Raw genomic sequence first — 21327 nt, 5'->3', positions numbered from 1 at the left:
GGAGCAGCGTCGCCGCGGCCACGACCGGCGGGAGCGCTCGCCCGACGAGGGCGACGGTCGCGACGGCCGCCGTCGCGCCCCCGAGCGCGTACGCGGCCCGGAGCCGCCGGGGCGACCAGCGCGTCGCGAGCGTCCGCTTCCCGACCGCGGCGTCCGCCCGACGGTCGGGCCACGTCGTCTCCAGGAGGTTCACGAACACCGTGGCGCCGAACGGAAGCGTCGCGAGCGCGGCGGCGGCGGTGACCTCGCCGGCGACGACCGCGAACCCGTACAGCGGGAGCGCGACGCCGCCGAGGAGCGCGTTCGCCGGCGCGCCCAGCCCGTTCCACGCGAGCCGGAGCGGACCGACGGAGTACTGCCAGCCGACGACGAGGATTCCCGCGAGGAGGGCGGCCGCTGTCGGCGGCAGGAGCGCCGCCTCGGCGAGCCCGGTCGCCTCGCTCGCGACCCCGAGGCCGGTCAGGGTGACGCCGAGCCCGCCGGCGGCGACCGCACCGCGCAGCGCGATCCTCCGCGGGAGGTCGGTCTCGACCAGCGCGCCGCTCCCGCCCGAAAACGGGGTGCGGTCGGTGAGCGCGTCCGTTTCGACGTCGGCGTATTCGTTAGCGTAGTGGACGCTCGCGGCGACCGGTATCAGCGCCGCGAGCCCGAGTCCGAGCCGCGCTGCGCCCCCCGTCTCGCCGTACCCCCGGCCGTACGCCATCGCGACGCCGAGCGCGTACACTAAGCCGATCAGCGCGACCTGCGACGGCCGCGAGAGCCGCCAGAGGGCGGCCGGGACGCGCCGGTCCATCGGTCAGTCGTCGCCCAGCCCGCGGACCTCGGCCAGCAGGTCGTCGATCTCGGGGCGGTCGGCGGGCATCCGACCCTCGTACGCGTACGCGACGACCGGTTCGCCGCCGCGAGCGTCGAGAATCATCGCCACCGGCATCCGCCCGACGAGGTCGTGGAGCGAGCCGAGGACCCCGAACCGCACGGGCTGGTCGTACGCGTCGCTCACGTCGGTCTCGGGGTCGGCGAGCAGCGGGAACGGGAGGTCGTACGAGTCCTGCCACGACCGCGCTCGGCCCACCGGCTCGGGGAGCACGGAGACGACCGTCGCGTTCAGTGCCTCGAACTCGTCGTACCGGTCGGCGATCGCTCGGACCTGCTTCCGGCAGTTCCCGCAGTGGTAGTCGCGCTGGAACAGGAGGACGATCGCGTCGGTGTCGGGGTCCGCGGCCGCGGCCGACAGTGAAAATCGGTCGGGACCCGCTCCCGCGTTCGGCAACTCGAAGTCGGGGACCGCCTCGGCGGACGTCCGAGTGTCGCTCATGGCGCCCGCTACGCGCTCCCGCCGCATAAACGGGGAGTCGGTGTGGCGCGCCGCGCGCGGAACCGGGACAAATATAGGTCAATGACACTCGTTCACGTAGTATGACCGAACGGAGCGGGACCGCCGGCTCGCCCGTCGAAGCTGCGAGCGGCGCGGCCGCGGAGCCCGCTCCGGTCGACGCCGCGCGGGAGTTCCTCCGGGCCGTCCGAACGGACGGCGACGTCGACGCGGCCCGACGACGGCTCGACGCGCTGCCGCCGGCCGCGCTGGACGCCCTCGACGCCGCGGAGCAGCTGGCGTTCTGGATCAACGTCTACAACGCCGCCACCGGGGACGCCCTCCTCGACGACCCGACGCGGCTGTCGAACCGGCGCCGCTTCTTCGCCGCGTCCGTCGTCTCCGTCGCCGGCGCCGACCTGAGCCTCGACGAGATCGAACACGGAATCTTACGCCGCTCGAAGTGGAAGTACGGGCTGGGATACCTGCCGGACCCGTTCCCCTCGGCGTTCGTCCGCCGGCACCGCGTCGCCGATCCCGATCCGCGGATCCACTTCGCGGTCAACTGCGGCGCCACCGCCTGTCCGGCCGTCTTCGCCTACGACCCGGCGACCGTCGACGAGGCGCTCGACCACGCCGCCGAGACGTACCTGCGAGGCGAGACGGTCGTCGCGGACGGCACCGCCCGCGTCCCGCGGCTCATGCTGTGGTACCGCGGGGACTTCGGCGGGAGGAGTGGGATCCGAGAGCGGCTCCGGCGGTACGGGGTGATCGACGCGGACGCGACGCCCGAGATCCGCTACCGCGAGTACGACTGGACGCCGTCGCTGGAGCCGTTCCGCGGCGGGGAGTGACTCTCGCTCGCTCGCGGCCGCCGAGGCCGTTGGGGCGGGCTTTTTGACCTCCCCCGCCGACGACCCGGGTATGACCGATCTCGACATCGACCTCGTCCTCGTGCCCGTCGACGGCAGCGAGGAGTCTCACGAGGCGGTCGATTACGCCATCGCACTCGCGGCGGAGTACGACGCGAGCGTCCACGCGCTGTACGTCCTCGACGAGGAGGTCGTCCGCGCCATCGACCACGGCGTGGTCGACGAGAGCGAGGTGGCCGACGACTCCGAGGCGTTCACCGACTCCGTCGCCCGCCGCGCGGAGACGGCCGGGGTCCCCCACAGCAACTCGATCGCCTACGGCTTCTCCACGTCGGTGAAGACCGTCCACCCGGGAAGCGTCGTCCTCGACACCGCGGAGGAGTTGGAGTCGGACTTCATCGTGGTCCCGCGCGAGCCGGTCTCCGGCGACCCCGGCGAGGTGCTGGGGAAGGCGGCGGAATATGTCCTCCTGTACGCGAGCCAGCCCGTGCTGTCCGTCTGATGGTCGGCGGCCTCCTCCCGGCCGGCACGACCCTGCCGCCCCTCCCGCACCTCCTCGCCGTCCTGCTCGCGACCGGCGGGGTCGTCGCCGCGCTTCGCCGCCGCCGCCCCGCCGTCACCGGTCGCCGGGTGCTCGCGCTCGCGCCGTGGATGGCGCTCGGCTCCGCCGCGCACGTCCTCTACGTCGTCGACGCGCTCCCGCCCCTGATCGCGCCGCTTGCGGGCTCGCCGACCGTCTACCTCACCGTCGGGTCGCTGGCGGGCGCGGCGTGGCTCGCCGCCGACGCCGCCCGTCCCGAACGGGTCGGGGGCACGCTCGCGACCACCGGCGCCGCCCTCCTCGTCCCCGTCGTCGCGGCCGCGGTCGGGGCCGGACTCTCCCCCGTCGGCGCGCGCTGGTCGGCCGTCGCGCTCGGGCTCACCGTTCCGATCGCCGGGGGCGCTTGGCTCGGGCTGACCCGCTTCCGGCCGGAGGTCGCGGTCACCGGCGGCGTCGGCGCGCTCGCCGTGTTCGGGCACGCGCTCGACGGCGTCTCGACCGCGGTCGGGACGACGCAGCTCGGCTTCGGCGAGCGCACGCCGGTGTCGCGGATCCTCTTAGAGATCGGCGGACTGCCCTCGCTTCCGGTGATCGGCGACGGGTGGCTGTTCCTCCTCGTGAAGCTCGCGGTCGCGAGCGCCGTGGTCTGGCTGTTCGCCGCCTACGTCCGGGAGACGCCGGCGGAGGGCTACCTCCTCCTCGGGTTCGTCGCCGCGATGGGGCTCGGCCCCGCGGCGCACAACCTGCTGTTGTTCTCCGTCGCCGCCTGACCGGGGGCTGCGGGTCGTAACGCCTCACCATACGGCGAGCGCGAACACGACCGCGACGCTCGCCAGCATGACGGCTTGGACGAACGCGCTGGCGAGGACGCCGACGGCCGCGTACGCCGCCTGCCGGGCGGCCGCCTCGGGGTCGTCACCGTTCCCGTAGAGGGCGACGACGAAGACGGTCCCGGCCAGCCCGACGACGAGTCCGATCGGTCCCAGCGGGATCAGCAACGCGATGCCGACCAGCGTCCCGGCGACGACGGTCCGGGTCGACGCGCCGCCGAGCCGCCCGGAGACCATGCCGGACAGCAGGTCGACGGCGGAGGCGAGCAGCGAGACGGCGACGAGCGCGACCAGGACGGCGAGCCCCGGCTCGGCGAAGCCGGTGGTGTACGCGTAGGCGAGGACGGTCAGCGCCGCGAGGACGCCGCTGGGCACGAACGGAGCGAAGGCGCTGGCCGTCCAGACGACGAGCAGCGCGATCGCAAGTCCGGCCGCGGGAGAGACCATACGAGGCAGACGCGTCGCGCGTTCAAAAACGCGTCTACCGTCGCACCGTCTCGGGTCCCGTCACTTCGGGACGTACACGAGGGGTTCGTACCGGTGGGCGGCGTACGGTTCGGCGTCGTCGGCCAGCGAGAACACGCTCTGCGGCCACGCCCCCAACACCTCGTGGATGCGTTCGTACGAAAGCAAGTTCTCGCCCGCGAGAACGAGTTCGAACCGATCGGTGAAGCGCTCGGGGTCCCACACGGCGTCCTCGCCGAGGTGTTCGTGCGGCGCTTCCGCGATCCGGTTGTAATGGGCCCGCGCGAGCCGGTTGTGGTAGTTGAAGACGAGACACCCGCCGGGTTCCACCGCGCCGTAGAGGCGTTCTATCGCCCGTGCGATGTCCGCCACGTAACACAGCGTGAACAGACAGGAGACCACGTCGAACCGGCGGTCAGGGTCGAACTCCGGAAGGACCGCCCGCTCGAAGGCGACCTCGCGGTCGGCTTCGCGTGCGCGTTCGCGGTTCGCCGCGAGGACCGCCTCGGCGGCGTCGTACCCGACGACGGTCGTGTCCGGGTAGCGCTCCGCGACCTCGAACGCGAGGTCGCCGGGCCCGCATCCGACATCGGCGTACGCGTCCGGGCCGTCGCGGAAATTGGCGTCCAGAAACTCGACGAACGGCTCCGCGACGAGGTCCGCGCTCGGCCCCGTGTCCTCGCGCACCGCCTCATCGGCTCCGTCCCAGTACTCGCCCCAGTCGATAGTCCCCGCGTATTGGGTCTCGGTCATCGTTTCGTGGAAGTGATATTTTTGGCGTTCCCTGACCTTTCGGTCGGTTGTTTCGGCCTCAGTCCGAGAATAGAAAAGGAATCGACGAGCAAAAAAACTTACCAAAAATATTTACTTTACTGTTTGCTTACTATTTCGAGACGGAGAGAATTATATTTTGGGGTCCCGTAGCCGCGTTCCGTCGGACTCGTCCGTAGAACCCGTCGAAACCACTGTCCGACCACGCGTCGACGCCCGTTCGAACGAGGGCGACCCTCTCCGAACAGTTACAGCCCGCTCGGGCAGTGTTCTGACCCGATCCGCGTGGCCCGCAGAAGTGTGCGTAAACCCGTCTGACGCCGTCGATGCCGGTCCGGTTCGACGCCGTCAGTCCTCTTCCTCGACGACTTCCGGGTCCTCGATGGCCGACTGGAGGGAGTCGAGCCCGTTGACCCACTCGGAGACGAGGCCGTACTCCAAGTCCTCGACGAGTTCGATGTCGAGCGTCTCGCCGTCGATGACGCGCGTCCCGGCCTGAACGACGTAGCCGAGCGCGGCGTCAAGGTCGTCGCCCTCCTCGGCCTCGGCGGCCGCGCGGACGAACTCACTCACGTCGCCGTCGACGACGCCGCCGACGAGATACTCCTCGGCCGCGTAGAAGACGGGGACGAGCGAGGTCTGGACGCCGTCGATCAGCATCACCTTGTCCTCGTCGTCGAACTCGACGTCGGCGAGGACGATGTCGCGGATGTCGCGGACCTCCTCGACGGCGCGGTCCTCGTCGATGCGGTCCTCGTCGAACGCGGCCAGCACCTTCACCACGGCGATCGCGGCGTCGTCCTGAAGGTTCAGGAGGAGCCGCGCGGAGTCCTCGTTCTCGGGGTCGATCTCCTCTTCGGCCAGCCTGTCGAGCCAGTTCTGCCAGCGTTCGTCGGTATAGAACGTTTCAACGGCGTCGTCGTCGGTCATGTCCCGTACGTCGCCCGGCCAACTCAAATGCCTTTCCTATCGATCGCCGCCCGAGAGACCGTCTCACTCGCGTGAATCCTCGGATTCAGGACTCGCGTTCCAGCGTCGCTTCGGTGTCGATCCCGTACACGGCTCGGGGAGTCTCGACGTGCGCCCGGCGGACCGCCTCGTCGTGTCCCGCCTCCAGCAGCCAGCGCACCCGGCGCGGGACGGTCTTCGGCCCGAGGACCATGCCCGGACGGTCCGGGTCGTCGACGAAGTCGGTCTCCATCAGGAACGGCTCGCCCGCCTCGGCCGCGCGCTCCAGGCGATCCTTGTCGCTCATCACGCTCGGCGTGACGCCGGCGAGTTCGCCCGCTGCGTAGTGTTTGACGACGCGTGACGGGTCCAGCCCCGACTCCTCGGCGACTGCGGCGAGGTCGGTCAGGTCCTCCGTGGCCTCGGTGTGGAGCTGGACCGCGCAGTCGACCTCCGCGCCGAGTTCGAACGCCCGCCGCGTGACCGCGTTCGACGCCTCCCAGACCGCGTCGCTCACGTCGTAGTGTGGACGGCCGGACTTCAACGCGAGCGCGTCGCCCTCCGCGACGTACTCGCTCGCGACCTCCAGCCCGCCCCGCATGAGGTCGCGGGCCACCTCGGGGGAGAAGTCGCGCTCGTCGACGAGCCGGCTGATCAGCCCGGGGTGGACGCCGAGGACGGGCCACGCGCGCCCTGGTAAGACCTCCGTCGCGGCCGCGACCGTCTCCAGCGTCTCCTCGAAGACGGCCCGGAAGTCGTCCGGCTCGTCCGGCTCGACGCCCAGCAGCCACGAGGGCTTGTTCACCACGAGCAGGTGGGTGCCGCCGAGCCGGACGAACTCCTCGACGGCCTCGATCCCGCGGCCGTGTCGGGGGTCGAGGTGGAGGTGGTCGTCCAACACCGGCGTGCCGAGGTCCTCGCTCATGGGCGACCGTTCGGCCGCGCGCGATTAGAAGGATCGGTCCGCGGCGGTCGGGGGCACGGGGGCCGAGAGGGCGACGGACTCGCCGCGCCCGCTCAGTCAGCGCGGTTCGCCGCGAACTTCCCGTCGGGCCGGGGGACGGTCACGGCGGGGAGCTCGGCCTCGATGGCCTCGCGCCGCCCCTCGAACTCCCCGGGCAACACCAGCCGCTCGCCGAGCGCGTCGAGCGGCTCGTCGCTCGCGTAGCCGGGGTCGGCGGTGGCGAGCTCGAAGAGGACGCCCGCGAACTCCCGGAAGTAGACCGAGCGGAACCAGTGGCGGTCGATCTGCTGAGTTGGGCGCAGCCCCATCGACGCGACCGCGTCGCGCATCCCGGACTGGTCGGCGTCGGTCGGTGTCTGGAACGCGACGTGGTGGACCGTGCCGCGGCCGGAGCTCCCCTGTCGGTCCGTCTCGACGACGTCGACGTACTTCCCGACCGGGCCGCCAGCCGCGAAGCGAGTCCGCTCGTTCCCGGCCGCGTCGTCCGCCTCCGTCTCGGCCGCCGTCAGCCCCATGGTCCGGAGGAGCCGTTCGGTCCGCTCGGCGTCGCCGAGCCACAGCGTCACGGAGTGGAACCCGCGGATCGCGGCCGACTCGGGGACGAACGCGGTCCACGCCGTCGTCGGATCGTCGTCGGGAACCTCGACCGCGACCAGCTCGACGGGGAGCCCGTCGGGGTCGCGGAAGGGGAGGACCGCCTCGCCGAACCGCTCCTCGCGGGCGTCGTAGTCGACGCCGCGCTCGTCGAACCGGTCCTCCCAGTAGTCGAGGCTCCCCTCGGGCACCCGGAACGCGGTGCGCGAGACCTGACCGGCGCCGACCTCGCCCTCCGGGAGCTCCGTCCACGGGAAGAAGGTCATGCTAGTGCCGGGCGTCCCCTCCGCGTCGCCGTAGAAGAAGTGGTACGTCCCGGGGTCGTCCTGATTGATCGAGCGCTTCACGAGCCGGAGGCCGAGCGTCTCGGCCCAGAAGTCGAGGTTCCGCTGCGGGTCGCCGGCCACGCAGGTCACGTGGTGGATTCCGGGCGTCGGCGCGGGGCCGTCGCCGGTTTCGCCGTCTGTCGAGTCGGGTCCGTCGGTCATGTTACCCCGTAGGTCCCGGACCGACTTGAATCGGCGCGGACACGGATGTTACCGGGTCCCGGCGGCGGTGAGCCGGCGGGGCGACCGGTCACCGAGCCAGCGCCATCGCCCGCTCGATCCGCTCTCTAAGCGCCTCGAGCCGGTCGCCCACGGCGCCGACCGCCGCCAACACCGGATACGTGACGTCGAGGTCCTGGTAGCAGTACCCCGGGAGGTCGAGGTCGCCGTCGAGCGCGAGCCGGCGCGTGTGTTCGGCGAGCACGCGCTGGCGGCGCGCGGCGATCCGGTCGCAGTCGTCGCGGAGTGCCGCGGTCCGGGTCCGGCAGGCGTCGAGCGCGCCGAACCCGGCCGCCGCGTCGTCCCCCTCGTCGCCGAGTTCATCGTCGATCGCCGCGATCTCGGACCGGATCGGGTCGAGGCGGGACGCCGCGCGATCGATCGACTCCAGCTCCGACTCCACGGCGTCGAGGAACGCCTCGCGCTCCTGGACCGCGGTCTCGGCGGCGCTCAGCACCGACCGCTTGTACTCCTCGCGGAAGCAGTCCGTCCGGGTGAGCGCGTACGCCAGCTCGGGGCCGAACTCCTCGGCGACGCTCCGCTCGTAGGTGTCGTCGTACTCCTCGGCGTAGTGCGGGACCGACATCACCGTGGCGCGATACGCGTCCCTGACCGTAACGAGCCGAGAGCCGGGGGCCGCGGCCGCGTCGCCGCGACCGCCCGCCCCGTCGCCGACCGCACTGCGCATCGCGTCGGCGACGCCGGCGAACCCGCCGGGCGCGGAGGCGTCCGCGGGACCGGTGCCCCCACTCTCGCCCGGAATCGACGACACGCGGCTCCGGAACGCCCGGAACGCCTCGCGCTCGTCGACGACCCGGCGCCGCTCGACGCGGAGCGCGGCCCGCGCCGCCCGGATCGGATCGCTCCCCTCGTCCGCGTGAATTGCTGCCATGTGTCGCGGCACGGCGACACCTCCCGTAAACGCTTATATGAGACGTATCCGCCACACCGGACGGCTCCGGAGGGGTATATAGCTCTCGGGCCGGGGACAGCGACTTTCCCGCTCCGCCGCCGATCGGCGGTATGGAGAAGGTTGCCCTCGCCGAGGCGTTCGGCTCGTTCGAGGAGACGTGGTCCCCGCGGCTCGCGGGCGAACTCAACGGACAGGCGGTCAAGCTCGCGAAGGCGGACGGCGAGTTCGTCTGGCACAGCCACGCGGACGCCGACGAGCTGTTCTTCGTTCACTCCGGGCGGCTCCGGATCGAGTTCCGCGAGGCGGACAATGTCGTGCTGGAGGAAGGCGAGCTCACGGTCGTCCCGCGCGGGACGGACCACCGCCCCGTCGCCGAGCCGGAGGCCGAGATCCTGCTGTTCGAACCCACCGAGACGCGCAACACGGGCGACGTCGAGACCGACGAGACCGTGACCGACGTGGAGCGGCTGGACTGAGTCACGAGACGACGGCGCGCGCGAGCGACCCGAACAGGGGGAGCGCCAGTCCCGCGCCGACCGTGAGGTAGACGACCGGACGCATCCCCGGCACCGCGGCGGCCGCGGAACCGAGACCGACCGCGAACGCCGCGAGCGCGACGATACCCGCACCGAGCGCGTACGCGACGCCCCGCCGGACCGTCGGCGCGACGAGCGACGCGAGCGCGCCGGCGGCGATCAGCCCGAGCCAGTGGACCGTCGCGAGCGCGACGCCGACTCCCAGCGCGGCGACGAGCGCGACCGCGTGAGAGCGCGGCTCCGTCCGGACGCGTCCGAGGAGGGGCAAGGAGTCGTCGGGGGCCGGCGCGTCGTTCGGGGACGGCGCGTCGCTCACTGCGACCCCTCCGTCGGGGGCTCGAACCGAACCGCCGGTTCGCCGCCCGCGCCGAGCGGCATCGGGCGCTGGTCGTTACCCAGCCAGCGCCGGAGCTGGTCGTCGTAGTGTTCCGAGAAGTAGTCCCCGGAGTTCCCGCCCGGGAGGACCGCGGTCGCGTCGGTCCCCGGGCGCACCACCATCCGCCAGCTCGACCCGACCGCGGACTCGACGCGGTAGTTCTTCACCGTCGCGGGCGAGCCGTCAGCGGACAGTTCGTCGTAGTTCAGGAACGCCGCCTCGCCGCCGAGGGGGTGGGTCATCGCCCGCGTGGTGTTGTAGTCGCCGTACGTCTCCCAACCCTTCTCGCCGATCTCGTCGAGCGCGTCGCGGAGGGCCGCGGCCGCGAGGTCGCCGCGCGAGCCCCCCTCGAACAGTGGGTCGTCGTCGGGGAGCCGCGCGAGCGTCCAGTCGCTCGGGTAGTAGGACTCGCCGAGGCCGCCGTCGGAGAAGGCGGGCTCGAAGACGCGCTCGCGGAACTTCGGCAGGTACCGGGCGAACAGCAGCGCGGCCCGGGAGTCCCGTCGCATTCGGTAGTTCCACTCGTCGAGGGCGTCAGCGGCGTCGACGAGCGGCGGATCGGGGTCGTCGCGGTCGCGGACCGCGGCGACCAGTTCGGGGACGAGTTCCGGGCCGCGCCCGTCGCGCACGTCGTTCTGGAGGGCGCGGTGGAAGTCGGGGTCGGTCGACCCCTCCCCCCCGTCGATCGTCCCCTCGAGACGGTCGGCGATCCGGGCGCCGCGGTACGGGGTCGCGTAGTCGACGCCGACGTAGTGGATCGGGTCGTCGATCGGGCGCTGGTTGGCGGTCGACAGCGCGTCGGGGTCGATCGCGTGCGGCTTCTCCGCGAAGGGGACGAACCCCTCCCACGACGATTCACCGAACGGCTCGAACCCCGCCCACTCCCCCTCGCCGGCGGAGCCGTCGAACACCCGGTCGCCGTCGACGACCTCGCCGTCGGTGCGGCGGATCGGAAGTTTCCCGGTCGCGAAGTAGAGCGTGCGGCCGTCGGCGTCGGCATACACGAGGTTCTGCGTGGGGAGATCGAAGTTGCGCGTCGCGTCGAGCAGGTCGTCGATCCCCTCGCTGCGTCCGTACGCCTCGATGGCGACGGTGGTGCGCGTCGCGGTGTGGCCGGTCCACGCGACGCCGACCGTCTGATCCTCGCGTTCGATCAGGGGGCCGTGGACGGTTCGCCGCACCCGGACCTCCCGGTCCTCGCCCCCGGCGACCGGGATCGTCTCGCGCTCGTCGACTTCGAAGGGGCGCCACTCCCCGTCGTACTCGTAGCGGTCGCCCGCCTCGTCGATATCGTACCGGTAGCAGTCCAGCACGTCGGCGCCGAGGTTGGTGAACGACCACGTGCCGCGGTCGTTCGCGCCCGCGATGACGAACGGGACGCCCGAGAACGTCGCGCCCCGCACCGACCGCTCGGGGGTGTCGACCGACTGCTCGTACCACAGCGGGGGCGCCTGAAGCGAGAGGTGCGGGTCGTACGCGACGATCGGGCTCCCGCTCGCGGCGTGCTCTCCGGAGACGACCCAGCTGTTCGAGCCGACCCCCGTCGGCGACTCGAAGCCGGAGAGCCAGTCGGTCAGTTCGGGGTCGACGGGATCGGCGCCGCCCCCAACGTTCGAGGTCGCCTCTAGGTTCGGCGCGCGCTCGCCCGCCCCGCGAAGGCTCTCGGCGCCCGTCCCCTCGGAGAGCCGCGTCTCGGTCCCGTCGAGGATCGGGTCGTCGTGGTCGTACCGCGTCGGAAACAGCGTCTCGGCGCGCTCGGATCCGAGGCGGTCGGCGACGAGCGCGCGCCGTAGTTCGGCGAAGCTCCCCGTGAGCGTCCACGAGATCTGCTTTTCCATCAGCATCGAGTCGACGGGGGTCCACGGCTCGGGCTCGTAGCCGATCAGCTCGAACTCCAGCGGGAGCGGTAGGTCCTCCATCGCGGCGTTGACGCCGTCTGCGAACGCCTCGACGAGGGGCCCGGCGCGCGTCTCGGCGACCGCGTCCCACGTGGCCGCGGCGGCGTCGGCGAACCCCATCGCGACGTTGAACTCGTCGCTGTCGAGCGTCGCCTCCCCGATCACCTCCGAGAGCCGGCCGCGCATCACCCGCCGCTGGAGATCCATCGCGAACAGCCGGTCGAACGCCTGACAGTAGCCGACCGCGAAGTACGCCGCGGGCTCCTCGTCCGCCTCGATCTGCGGGACGCCGAACTCGTCGCGGGCGACCGTCGCCGCCCCGTGCGGGCTCTCGACGGTCTCCGGGAGGGACCGGTCGGCGGCGTCCCACGCCTCGCCCGACAGCGGGGCGAACGAGTCGAGGAGGTCGGCCGCGTCGCTCGCCGCCAGTCCGGCGCTGCCGGCCGCGAGGACGCTCGCGAGGACCGCGCGGCGCGTGATGTCGCGTGTCACCTCACGACCGACGACCCGATTCCTCATTATAATTTGGATCGGATCGGGGAGGTTCACGTATCCGAGCGTGAGCAGTACACGACGGCGAAGCCGTCAGTACGCGCGGACTCCAGTCTGCGCGCTCTCGGACACGCGTAAAAAAAAGCCGCGGCGGCGCTACTCCTCGGCGGCGGGCTCTTCGACCTCCTGTTCTTCGGCTTCCTCTTCCTCTTCGGAGCGGGCGGCCACGAGGGCCCCGCTGGCGACGCTGTACATCGGCTCGTCCGGCGAGTGGACGCCGCTGATGGAGAACGGGATGTTCGCGTCTTCGAGGTGGTCGGCGAACAGATCTTCGAAGCCGTTGGGGCTCGAGGTCCCGCCCGTGACGACGACCGGAACGTCGAGGCCCTCCTCGATGTCCTCCTCGTCGACCTCGCTGGTGATGTTCTCTATCACGTAGTCGAGCAGGTTCTCGTAGTAGATGGCGAGCGCCCCCTCGACGCCCCCAACGTCTGTCCGGAAGTCCAGCTCGAAGTCGTCCTCTTTGATCGAGGTCACCTTGTCGACCGGCGTCCCGGTCGCCTGCGCGGTCTGCTCGTCGACCCAGTCGCCGCCGCGGGCGATGGAGAACTTCATGACCGGAACCGCGTAGTACGCCAGACAGACGTTGGTCATCCCCGCGCCGAAGCTGATCCCCAGCCCGGTGAAGTTGTTGTCGGCCAGCTCGGAGTAGATGACCGCCATGCCCTCGTTGATCGGCTCCGGGTCGTACCCCATGTCGCCGAGCATCGACTCCAGCGTTTTCTCGTGATACAGCGTCGAGAGGTCCGAGTCGATGGGGTCGGCCGGACTGGAGTAGTAGAGCCGCTCGTTGTGCCGCGACGGCTCGCCGACGACCTGCTCCGTGATGAGCTTGATCATCGGGATCGCCGAGGACTCGTCGCTCGAGAGGATCCCGTGTTGCATCGGGCGACGGGTCTCTTGGTTGAAGATGTTCGCGAAGTTGAGCGCGTCGTCGCCGACGACGTACACCTGATCGTCTTTTCGGATGTGGAGGACCTCGCTCCGGGAGAGCATCTGCTCGGCCATGTCGCTGTACTCGATCTCGACGAACGAGTTCCGCTGTTGCACGAAGACGGTTTCTGCGCCTTCCTGACGCGCGGAGAGAATATTCATCGTGCCAACGTCAAGTCCCTTGGCCATACGCTAGCCTCAAAGCGAATCCACATAAGTTTTCGTAGGAAGACAGGATGCCTAGAACAGCCCGCGGATCCGGTCGATGAGCCCCTCGCCGGCCGCCTCGGCCTCCTCCTCCTCGCGCTGCTGTTCGCGGAGCTCCCGGAGCGCGGCCGCCTGGTCGTCGGTCCCCTCGCCGCTCGCGGTCTCGACCTCCCCGCCCTGGAGGCCCTGTAGCTGTGAGACCGCGTCGGAGACGTTGCCGTCGCTGGTCCGGGTCTCGATCCCGGAGGCCGGCAGATTCTCGCTGTCGATGTCGTCGATGGCGCTCGTGTCGAGGTTCAGCCGTCGCGTCTCCGTGCGGCTGACGCCGCCCCAGGAGAGCTCCGCATCGTCGAGCGCGCTGTCGATGTCGGACCGTACCTGCTCGTCGCTGACGGTCTCCGTCTCCTCCGCGTCCGCTTCGGTCGACTCGGCCTCGCCCGTCTCGTCGACCGCGCGCTCGACCCGGTGGGCGACGAGGGCCGCGCCGGTCGCGGCGACCACGAGCGCGATACCGACGCTGTAGAGGGCGATGACCTGCGCGCTGTAGTCCGGCGGCACGGTCACGTTCCAGTCCTGCGGGTAGGCCCATACGAAGAGGCCGACCGCGACGAGGTCGATCACCGAGCCCGCGGCGGCGACGTACAGCATCCGCTTGTCGACCGGCAGCAGGACAACGATTCCGAGCAGCAGCGCCGGGAATCCGACCGCGCTGGCGACGCCGGCGACCTCGCGGATCGCGTACGAGGACGACGAGGCCGCCGGCAACGTCGCGCTGTAGAGGAACACCACGACGCTGACGGCACCCGCGACCAGTCCGACGAAGAAGAGGCCGAACCCGGCGTACACGTCGACGGTCCGGTCGGGGTCGCCGATGTATCGTCGGTAGTACCGGAGGAGTTGGTTCGAGTCGGTCGCCTCGCTCATACGGGAGCGTTCCGCCCCGACTGTAATCATTGTTCCCCCCGACCCTAGTCCTTAACAACTCCGCGACTGAGGTTCAACTGATCAACAGTGGAGCCGGACTGTCCACGGTGTGGCGACAGCCTGACCGCGTTCACGCTGGCGGGCGTCGAGGCGCTCGCGTGCGAGGCGTGCGGCTACGTCGGCGTCGAGGCCGATCACTCCGGCGATCGGACGGTCGTCGAGAGCTGGGACGACGCGCTCCGGCGGTTCCACGAGGAGTCCTGACCCATGCCATCGATTGACATCACTGACGACCAACGCGACCGCATCGCCGCGCTGCGCGAAGAGCTCACCGACGCGCACGCCGACAGATACACCTCGGTCACACTGCCCGACACCGTGGCCTACCTCCTCGACCTCGCCGACGCCGTCGACGACCCCGACCGCCGGGCGGCGGTCGATACCAACCGATCGGAGGCCGACGACGACGACGGCGGGTTTCCGCGGGAGCGGCTCGAAGCGCGGCTTCGCGAGCGTAATCGCCGCCACAGCGACGCAAACCCGGACGGCCCGATGGACCTGTACAGCATCGCTGCGGAGTACGACGTCTCGGGCCGCAGCAGCATGACCAAGGGAGAGCTCGTGACGGCGATCCTCGACGTCGCCGAACGGCGCTACACGGCCCCGTTCGCGCCGGTCGACGTCGAGTTACCCGACGCCGACCACGACGGTGGCTCCGGAGCAGACACCGACTCCGCCGAGGGCGGTTCCGAAGCGGACCACGACGACGACGACGGTAGTTCCGAAGCGGACCACGACAACGCCGAGGACGGCGGCGACGAGAGTGATACCGCCGCCGAGTCCGACGCCGGCGACCAAGCCGGAGACGACGGTCAGCTCAACGCGATGTTGAGCCTGCTCGAAACGCACAGCGACAAGTGGGACTCGGCCGACGGCGACGCCCGCTACGAGGTCGAACTGCCGGACGGGAGCGTTGAGACCGCGCGCACCAAAGACGACGTTCGCGCGGCCCTGTTTAAACACTACTAACGATGAGACTGCTTGACACACTCAGATCGTGGCTCGGCCTCGGCGGCGACGGCGACGGCGACGGCGACGCCGACGCCGACGGAGACGGGGACCCACACGCGAACGCCGAGGTCGATACCCCGGCCGCCGACGAGACCGACGGCTCGGCCGCCGACGAAACTGGCACCGAGGCCGCAGCGGAGCCGAAACTCGATCCGAGCGGCGTGACCGAAACCCGGGTCGAATCGACGGACAGCGCCGTCGACGCACTCAAGCAGGCTCGTAACGAAGGCGGCGACGACGACACCGGGGCGACTCCTGCCGACGGTCCGAGCGTCAGTGCCGATCCGTCGACCGAACGGCGTGACTCCGACGCGTCCGCGGACGACGACTCGTGACGCCACTCCCGCCTGTGAACACCGCGGCTTCCTGTACCGGGGAAGCAGTCGCTCACGCTACGCTGAGGCGGCTTCTAACCTTTATCAGTCCGACCCGCGTAGATACATGTGGTGTGTTCACGTGAAACTCGCATTGATCGGGGTCGGACAGGCAGGTGGGAAGGTAGTCGACGAGTTCCTGGCCTACGACGCACAGACGGGCGCAGACATCGTTCGGGGAGCGATCGCCGTCAACACGGCGAAGGCGGACCTCAACGGGATCGACCGCCTCCCGGAGGACCGCCGGATCCTGATCGGGCAATCGCGGGTCAAGGGCCACGGGGTGGGCGCGGACAACGAACTGGGCGCGGAAGTGGCCGAGGAGGACATCGACGAGATCCAGGGGGCGCTCGACTCGGTGCCGGTCCACGAGATCGACGCGTTCCTCGTCGTTGCGGGGCTGGGCGGCGGGACGGGATCGGGTGGCGCACCCGTGATCGCGAAGAACCTCAAACGGATCTACACCGAACCCGTCTACGGGCTCGGCATCCTCCCCGGCAGCGACGAGGGCGGGATCTACACGCTGAACGCCGCCCGCTCGCTCAAGACGTTCGTCGACGAGGTGGACAACCTCATGCTGTTCGACAACGACGCGTGGCGCAGTTCGGGCGAGTCCGTCGGAGAAGGGTTCGACGCGATCAACAGGGAGTTGGTCCAGCGGTTCGGCGTGCTCTTCAGCGCCGGCGAAATCACCGAGGGGAGCGACGTCGCCGAGAGCGTGGTCGACTCCTCCGAGATCATCAACACGCTCAAGGGCGGCGGCATCTCGTCGCTGGGGTACGCCGACGTCGAGGTCGACGAACCGAAGCGGTCGGGGTTGCTCTCGCGGTTCGGCAACGATTCGAACGAGGGGATCGACAGCACGGAGGCCACCAATCGGATCACGAGCCTCGTCCGGAAGGCGACGCTCGGTCGGCTCACTCTGCCGTGTGAGGTGAGCGGGACGGAGCGGGCGCTGCTCGTCGTCGCCGGGCCGCCGGAGTATCTCAACCGGAAGGGCATCGAGCACGGTCGCAAGTGGCTCGAGGAACAGACCGGGTCGATGGAGGTCCGCGGCGGCGACTACCCGCGACGCGGCGAGGGAACCGTCGCGGGGCTCGTCCTGCTCGGCGGCGTGACGAACGTCCCGCGAGTGAAGGAGCTTCAGCAGGTCGCGGTCGAGGCGCAACAGAATCTGGGCGAGATCACCGACGAGAGCGAGGACCGCTTCACCGAGCTGATGGATAGCGACGGGGAGCTGGAGTCGCTGTTCTGACCGTCATCGCCTACTCGGAGCCGTCCTCCGAGGCGCCTCGGGCGGGGCCCGCTCCGGCACCCGGCCCGAGAGCGTGAGACGCACGCGCGGCGGCGATCACGCGGACGCGGTCGGCGAAGTGCTCGATCCGTTCCACCGACCCGGGGCTCTCGCATGCGAGCGGCCCCGAAGCGGAGTCGCTCGACGCTCGGTGCCGGGGGAGCGACCTCGTCACCGATCCTCGGTCGACGGCCGCCCGTCGACGAGGATGTCGAACGACTCCTCGATGTCGCCGAGCACGAGCAGCGCGTAGTACCGGAGGTACGTCACGACGGGGACCTGTGAGAGCGTCCCAACGACGAGCAACGCGACGCCGAACAGCACCGCGAGCGGGACGAGGAGGGCGAGTCCGAGCGGCGACGTCACCGAGACGGTCGCGTGTACGATCGCGACCGCGACGAGGAGGGGGACGAGGAGCGCGAACGCGACGAGCGCGAACGCGATCGAGACGACGACCCCGGTGGCGACCGTCAACAGGAACGCGACCGCGACGTACGCCAGGTACTGTTTCCACGCCGCCCTGACCGACGGCCAGAGGCGACGCCACGCCGCGACGACGCCCGAGTCCGACTGAATCATGAGCGGCACGACGAACGCGGTCGTGAACCCCGAGACCAACGCGTACCCGGCGCTGATGAGAGCCAGCACCGGGAGCCCGACGAGGAACGCCGTGGCGGAGTGCGCGGGGTCGCGCCCGGTCAGGACGGGAACGGCGAGCAGTGCGACCCAGCCGCCGAACAGCGCGAGCACCGGGAGTCCGATCGCGACTCGGAACCCGAACAGGGGGATCCCCTGCCGCCAGCGTCGGCGCCAGTGGCGTCGGAGCGACACCTCGCCGGTACAGAGCGACTCGATCAGCACGAACTCCATGACCGCTCCGACCAGGCCGAACAGCCCGAGGAGCAGGAGGCCGACGGCGACGACCGCGGCTGCGAGCGTCAGCAGCTCGACCGGGAGCCCGGAGGGAATTTCGCCGGGAGAAACCTCTCCCGTCGGAGCCGACGTGCTGAACTGTGTCGTCGGGAAGCTCACGCCACCGCCGACGAAGAACACGACGACCGCGAGCTTCAGCCAGCGGCGCACGGTGACGGGCGTCAGAAACGCTCGAGTGACACCGAGCGCTTTCTCGACGTTTTCGACTGCGTGGAGGGCCATGCGTCGAGGTACACGGATCGCGTAGTTAGCCCTTCTGGTGGCTTCCGCCGGGACTTACCGCGGCGCCTTCAGGTGCGGGAAACGTACATCCGTCGCCCGACCGTAGGAGATGCTGATGGAGGTCGCGCTGATCACGGTGGGTGACGAACTGCTCTCGGGCGACACGGTGAACACGAACGCCAACTGGCTCGCCGCCGAACTGAGCGAGCGCGGCGTCGCCGTGGCACGGATCCTCTCGATCCCCGACGACAGGGGAGAGATCGCCGACCGAGTCCGGGAGTACGCCGCGGACTTCGACGCCGTAATCGTCACCGGCGGCATCGGCAGCACCCCCGACGACGTGACGGTGGAGGCGGTCGCGGACGCGTTCGACCGCGAAATGGCCGTCACCGACCTCACGCGCGAGTCCGTCGAGCGCCGGCTGGCGGCGATCCGCGAGCGGGTCCCCGACCGCGAGTTCGACGTCGACGTCGAGGCCGAAGCGGCGGTCCCCGAGGGGAGCCGCCCGCTGGTGACCGACGCGGGGCTCGCGCCCGGCTGCGTGGTCGAGAACGTCTACGTCCTGCCCGGCATCCCGGACGAGCTGAAGGCGACCTTCGAGACGGTCGCCGACGAGTTCGCCGGGGACCGCCGCTCCCGGTTCCTGTACACCGTCGAACCGGAGTCGAACATCGTGCCCGCGCTGCGGGAGGCGATGGACCGGTTCGATGTCGCCGTCGGCTGTTACCCCGATCGCGAGGCGGACCACAACCGGCTGAAGGTGACCGCCACCGACGACGACGCGCTCTCGGCGGCCGCGGCGTGGCTGCTGTCGAACGTCGACGCGAGCGAGACGCCGGTGTCTCGCGACTGGTGACGCGGGCGACGCGGGCAACGCGGGCGAGACGACTCAGTCCGCGGGCTGTCCGCCGTCGACGGAGTCGGTCAGGCCTCTCGGTCGTCGCGATGTCCGCCACCATGACGCTCGCCGCCTCCTCGGCGAAGCGCAGCGCCGAGGCGCGGCCGATGCCCGAGCCCGCACCGGTGACCGGCGCCGTCTTCCCGCCGACTCCGCTCACGATTCGATGTCTCGGTCCCGCCGGCGCCTCAAATCCCTTCAGGAACAGGGACCGACAGCGTCGAGCGGTAACGGCCGACCATCGCCTCCGGTCGCCCGTCCGGACCGGTGGGTGACCAGCGAAAAGAGCGTATTGGCGCGAGCGACTCGGTGCCACGGCTGCTCCGCGACGTCTCAGCCGTCCGCGGCGGGCGTCTCGTCGGCGGGGCTGGCCGAGATCCGTCTGCTGCTGTGGACCGAGACGACACACTCCGAGAGAACGAACTTGACCACCCCGGTCGAGGGCGTCGCCTCCCCGTCGCCCTCGCCGAACAGTCGGCTGAGGGCCGCCGCATGCGCGCGGTCGTACCGGGACGCGACCGTCGAGCGGGCCGTCCCGGTGGCGTTCGAGACGGTGTCGGTGACGGCCTCGTAGAGGGCCGACTCGTCCCAGTGAGCGAGCTGGCGGTCGTGCCACAGTTTCGTCGATTCGTCGGCGGATCGGGGGTTGCGGGTCATTGGTCGAACGCGGGCGTCGGTTCGCCCGTAACTTCTACTGAACGTTCGGTAAGTATCAACCTTTCGTCCGCGTTTGGCGTCGAAGGGGGCGACTCCCCGTCGGTGTTCGGAAGCCGCCTCTAGCGCCGTATGACGGGACTTCTGGCAGGTAGACGACTTCGAGACCGCGGAAAGCGCTCTCGGCACACACCCAGAGACGCGGACGAAGCACTTTTACCTACCGAACGTTCAGTATTTGATATGGCACGCGTTTCGCTCCGAAAGAATCCGCTGCTCGCCGCCCTGTTGGGGACGTTGGCCACCGGGCTCGGCCACCTGTACCTCCGGCGTTGGGTCCGCGCCCTCGGGTGGCTCTCGGCCAGCTTCGCCGCGACGGTCCTGTTCGTCCCCGAATCGACGCTGTCCGCCGTGAGTTCGGGGACGCTCGTGGACCCGTTCTCGCTGCTCCCGCTCGTCCTCGTCACCGGTATCAGCGTCCTCGACGCGTACCTCGTCGCGAACGCCGAGCGTCGGTCCGACGACGCTCGGGCGAGCGATGCGGCGGGAGAGACGGAGGCGGACGAATCGCCGACCTGTCCCGCCTGCGGGAAGCCTGTCGACCCGGACATCGGGTTCTGTCACTGGTGTACGACCGAGTTCGAAGCCCTCGACGACGCCGGCACCGGACGGGTCGACGAGCGGGGAGACGAGTGACGATGGCCGCCGACGCACCTGAGCGGGACTGGAGCGCCGCCGAAGCAGAGATCATGGAGGCGACCTACCGAGCGCTGCTCGAACACGGCTACGCCGGGCTGTCGATCTCGCGGATCGCCGCCGAACTCGGCAAGTCCAAGGCCGCCATCTACTACCACTACGACGCCAAAGACGAGCTCCTGGCAACGTTTCTCGAGTTCGCCGTCGACAGGTTCGAAGCGACCGTCGCGACCGAGACCGGCGACGAGCCGACGGCCGACCTCGAACACGTCATCGAGAAGCTCCTGCCGCTCCAACCGGACGAGGAGCAGCGCCAGCTCCAGGCCGTCTTGGTCGAGCTCCGGTCGCAGGCCGTGACGAACGAGGTGTTCCGCGAGCAGTTCACGCGGATCGACGACCGGTTAGCGGCCGCCATCCGGGATATCGTCGAGCGCGGCATCGACGAGGGGACGTTTCGCGACGTCGACCCGTCGCGGGTCGCAGAGCACGTCTTGGCGACTGTCAACGGCGCGATGTACGCCCGCGCGACGACCGATCGCGAGAGCGCCGCGGCGGCGACCCGGGTCTCGCTCGCCTCGTACATCGACTCCGAACTCCGGCGTCACCCGTGAGCGGAGCGGTGACACGACCGCGCGGAGGCGCGTAGCTCCCCCCGCGACGACACGACAGCATCATGTACACTATCGCAGACCTCCCGATCGACAACCGACTCCGGACCGTCCAGTACGACCTCGAGCTCGAAACGGCCCTCCGCCGGATGTTCGAGAACGACTACACGCAGGTCGGCGTCGAACGCGACGGCGAGCTCGTCGGGATTGTCACCTACCGATCCGTCGTCCGGACGCTGCTCGCGTTCCACCAGCTGGACGTGGGCCACACGCTCTTCGGTAGACTGGCGGAACTAGCGGAATACATTGACAGCGATACAGTCCACGAGACTGTGGATCGGTGCCCCAGTAAGGTTCAGTGACCGGAGGAAGCCGTAGGTCCGAGCGGCCTGCTCC

General features: G+C 70.2%; 25 protein-coding genes and 3 pseudogenes. 12 read left to right on the top strand and 16 right to left on the bottom strand.

Annotated elements, in window-relative coordinates; genetic code table 11:
* Both B9G49_RS11545 and B9G49_RS11540 read right to left on the bottom strand, forming a co-directional pair.
* The coding region (locus B9G49_RS11545) for a prenyltransferase (RefSeq protein ID WP_086216464.1) at positions 1-793 on the bottom strand (793 nt) is incomplete at its 3' end.
* Between the two features lie 3 nt (positions 794-796).
* Positions 797-1315 (bottom strand): peroxiredoxin, encoded by a 519-nt coding sequence (locus tag B9G49_RS11540; RefSeq protein ID WP_086216463.1) that lies wholly within the window; start codon positions 1313-1315, stop codon positions 797-799.
* A 101-nt stretch (positions 1316-1416) separates the two neighbouring features.
* Here B9G49_RS11540 and B9G49_RS11535 point away from each other — a divergent pair, with 101 nt between their 5' ends.
* The 3 genes from B9G49_RS11535 (at position 1417) to B9G49_RS11525 (ending at position 3495) form a co-directional block, all read left to right on the top strand.
* On the top strand, positions 1417-2166 hold the full coding sequence (locus B9G49_RS11535; protein WP_086216462.1) for a DUF547 domain-containing protein: 750 nt from the start codon (positions 1417-1419) through the stop codon (positions 2164-2166).
* 70 nt (positions 2167-2236) lie between these two features.
* On the top strand, positions 2237-2686 hold the full coding sequence (locus B9G49_RS11530; protein WP_049930984.1) for a universal stress protein: 450 nt from the start codon (positions 2237-2239) through the stop codon (positions 2684-2686).
* Positions 2686-3495, top strand: coding sequence for a DUF63 family protein (locus B9G49_RS11525; protein ID WP_086216461.1), 810 nt, complete (start codon positions 2686-2688; stop codon positions 3493-3495). The genes B9G49_RS11530 and B9G49_RS11525 overlap by 1 nt, the downstream gene beginning before the upstream one ends.
* A gap of 24 nt (positions 3496-3519) precedes the next feature.
* Here B9G49_RS11525 and B9G49_RS11520 read toward each other — a convergent pair whose 3' ends face one another.
* The 6 genes from B9G49_RS11520 to B9G49_RS11495 all read right to left on the bottom strand — a co-directional run bounded on the left by B9G49_RS11520 (position 3520) and on the right by B9G49_RS11495 (position 8734).
* Complete coding sequence (locus B9G49_RS11520) at positions 3520-4002, bottom strand: DUF456 domain-containing protein (RefSeq protein ID WP_049930989.1); 483 nt, start codon at positions 4000-4002, stop codon at positions 3520-3522.
* Between the two features lie 60 nt (positions 4003-4062).
* A complete protein-coding gene (locus tag B9G49_RS11515) occupies positions 4063-4773 on the bottom strand; it encodes a trans-aconitate 2-methyltransferase (RefSeq protein ID WP_049930991.1) in 711 nt (236 codons plus the stop codon).
* Positions 4774-5139: 366 nt separating this feature from the next.
* Positions 5140-5721, bottom strand: a complete 582-nt coding sequence (locus B9G49_RS11510; protein WP_049930992.1) for a DUF2150 family protein — start codon at positions 5719-5721, stop codon at positions 5140-5142.
* 85 nt (positions 5722-5806) lie between these two features.
* A complete protein-coding gene (locus B9G49_RS11505; RefSeq protein ID WP_086216460.1) occupies positions 5807-6664 on the bottom strand; it encodes a TatD family hydrolase in 858 nt (285 codons plus the stop codon).
* A gap of 92 nt (positions 6665-6756) precedes the next feature.
* The gene (locus B9G49_RS11500; protein WP_086216459.1) at positions 6757-7785 is read right to left on the bottom strand and encodes a VOC family protein; all 1029 of its coding nucleotides are present in this window, start codon (positions 7783-7785) and stop codon (positions 6757-6759) included.
* Between the two features lie 88 nt (positions 7786-7873).
* Complete coding sequence (locus B9G49_RS11495; protein ID WP_086216458.1) at positions 7874-8734, bottom strand: hypothetical protein; 861 nt, start codon at positions 8732-8734, stop codon at positions 7874-7876.
* A 131-nt stretch (positions 8735-8865) separates the two neighbouring features.
* On the opposite strand from B9G49_RS11495, the gene B9G49_RS11490 reads away from it, so the two are divergent.
* Positions 8866-9231 (top strand): cupin domain-containing protein, encoded by a 366-nt coding sequence (locus B9G49_RS11490; RefSeq protein ID WP_049930998.1) that lies wholly within the window; start codon positions 8866-8868, stop codon positions 9229-9231.
* A gap of 1 nt (position 9232) precedes the next feature.
* Here the strand turns inward: B9G49_RS11490 and B9G49_RS11485 are convergent, their stop codons facing one another.
* The 4 genes from B9G49_RS11485 to B9G49_RS11470 form a co-directional block, all read right to left on the bottom strand.
* Positions 9233-9607: a hypothetical protein gene (locus B9G49_RS11485; RefSeq protein ID WP_394334820.1), complete on the bottom strand. Its 375-nt coding sequence runs from the start codon at positions 9605-9607 to the stop codon at positions 9233-9235.
* Positions 9604-12057, bottom strand: a complete 2454-nt coding sequence (locus B9G49_RS11480; RefSeq protein ID WP_086216457.1) for a penicillin acylase family protein — start codon at positions 12055-12057, stop codon at positions 9604-9606. The genes B9G49_RS11485 and B9G49_RS11480 overlap by 4 nt, the downstream gene beginning before the upstream one ends.
* 156 nt (positions 12058-12213) lie before the next feature.
* Complete coding sequence (locus B9G49_RS11475; protein ID WP_049931005.1) at positions 12214-13239, bottom strand: cell division protein FtsA; 1026 nt, start codon at positions 13237-13239, stop codon at positions 12214-12216.
* 51 nt (positions 13240-13290) lie between these two features.
* The gene (locus tag B9G49_RS11470; protein WP_086216456.1) at positions 13291-14181 is read right to left on the bottom strand and encodes a permease; all 891 of its coding nucleotides are present in this window, start codon (positions 14179-14181) and stop codon (positions 13291-13293) included.
* A gap of 87 nt (positions 14182-14268) precedes the next feature.
* Here B9G49_RS11470 and B9G49_RS11465 point away from each other — a divergent pair, with 87 nt between their 5' ends.
* The 4 genes from B9G49_RS11465 to B9G49_RS11450 all read left to right on the top strand — a co-directional run bounded on the left by B9G49_RS11465 (position 14269) and on the right by B9G49_RS11450 (position 16881).
* Positions 14269-14445: a zf-TFIIB domain-containing protein gene (locus B9G49_RS11465; RefSeq protein ID WP_080508566.1), complete on the top strand. Its 177-nt coding sequence runs from the start codon at positions 14269-14271 to the stop codon at positions 14443-14445.
* 3 nt (positions 14446-14448) lie between these two features.
* Positions 14449-15210, top strand: a complete 762-nt coding sequence (locus tag B9G49_RS11460; RefSeq protein ID WP_086216455.1) for a Rho termination factor N-terminal domain-containing protein — start codon at positions 14449-14451, stop codon at positions 15208-15210.
* A 2-nt stretch (positions 15211-15212) separates the two neighbouring features.
* Positions 15213-15587, top strand: coding sequence for a hypothetical protein (locus B9G49_RS11455; RefSeq protein ID WP_086216454.1), 375 nt, complete (start codon positions 15213-15215; stop codon positions 15585-15587).
* 121 nt (positions 15588-15708) lie between these two features.
* On the top strand, positions 15709-16881 hold the full coding sequence (locus tag B9G49_RS11450; protein WP_080508569.1) for a tubulin/FtsZ family protein: 1173 nt from the start codon (positions 15709-15711) through the stop codon (positions 16879-16881).
* A gap of 210 nt (positions 16882-17091) precedes the next feature.
* Here B9G49_RS11450 and B9G49_RS11445 read toward each other — a convergent pair whose 3' ends face one another.
* Positions 17092-18075 (bottom strand): hypothetical protein, encoded by a 984-nt coding sequence (locus B9G49_RS11445; protein WP_086216453.1) that lies wholly within the window; start codon positions 18073-18075, stop codon positions 17092-17094.
* Between the two features lie 115 nt (positions 18076-18190).
* On the opposite strand from B9G49_RS11445, the gene B9G49_RS11440 reads away from it, so the two are divergent.
* The gene (locus tag B9G49_RS11440) at positions 18191-18931 is read left to right on the top strand and encodes a molybdopterin-binding protein (RefSeq protein ID WP_086216452.1); all 741 of its coding nucleotides are present in this window, start codon (positions 18191-18193) and stop codon (positions 18929-18931) included.
* An 85-nt stretch (positions 18932-19016) separates the two neighbouring features.
* On the opposite strand, the pseudogene B9G49_RS17070 reads toward B9G49_RS11440, so the two are convergent.
* Together B9G49_RS17070 and B9G49_RS11435 are read right to left on the bottom strand one after the other, a co-directional pair.
* Positions 19017-19133: pseudogene (locus B9G49_RS17070) on the bottom strand (short chain dehydrogenase); the annotation flags it as partial.
* Positions 19134-19306: 173 nt separating this feature from the next.
* Complete coding sequence (locus tag B9G49_RS11435; protein ID WP_086216451.1) at positions 19307-19630, bottom strand: HalOD1 output domain-containing protein; 324 nt, start codon at positions 19628-19630, stop codon at positions 19307-19309.
* A 240-nt stretch (positions 19631-19870) separates the two neighbouring features.
* On the opposite strand from B9G49_RS11435, the gene B9G49_RS11430 reads away from it, so the two are divergent.
* From B9G49_RS11430 to B9G49_RS17270, 3 genes and pseudogenes are all read left to right on the top strand, one after another.
* Positions 19871-20323 (top strand): zinc ribbon domain-containing protein, encoded by a 453-nt coding sequence (locus B9G49_RS11430; RefSeq protein WP_086216450.1) that lies wholly within the window; start codon positions 19871-19873, stop codon positions 20321-20323.
* 2 nt (positions 20324-20325) lie between these two features.
* The gene (locus B9G49_RS11425) at positions 20326-20934 is read left to right on the top strand and encodes a TetR/AcrR family transcriptional regulator (protein ID WP_086216449.1); all 609 of its coding nucleotides are present in this window, start codon (positions 20326-20328) and stop codon (positions 20932-20934) included.
* A gap of 62 nt (positions 20935-20996) precedes the next feature.
* Positions 20997-21110, top strand: a pseudogene (locus B9G49_RS17270) (hypothetical protein); the annotation flags it as partial.
* A 114-nt stretch (positions 21111-21224) separates the two neighbouring features.
* Here the strand turns inward: B9G49_RS17270 and B9G49_RS16285 are convergent.
* Positions 21225-21327: pseudogene (locus B9G49_RS16285) on the bottom strand (IS1595 family transposase); the annotation flags it as partial.

The sequence above is a fragment of the Halorubrum sp. SD683 genome, from assembly GCF_002135045.1.
GTDB classification, from domain to species: domain Archaea; phylum Halobacteriota; class Halobacteria; order Halobacteriales; family Haloferacaceae; genus Halorubrum; species Halorubrum ezzemoulense.
This window is presented reverse-complemented; position numbering and strand designations above follow the sequence as displayed.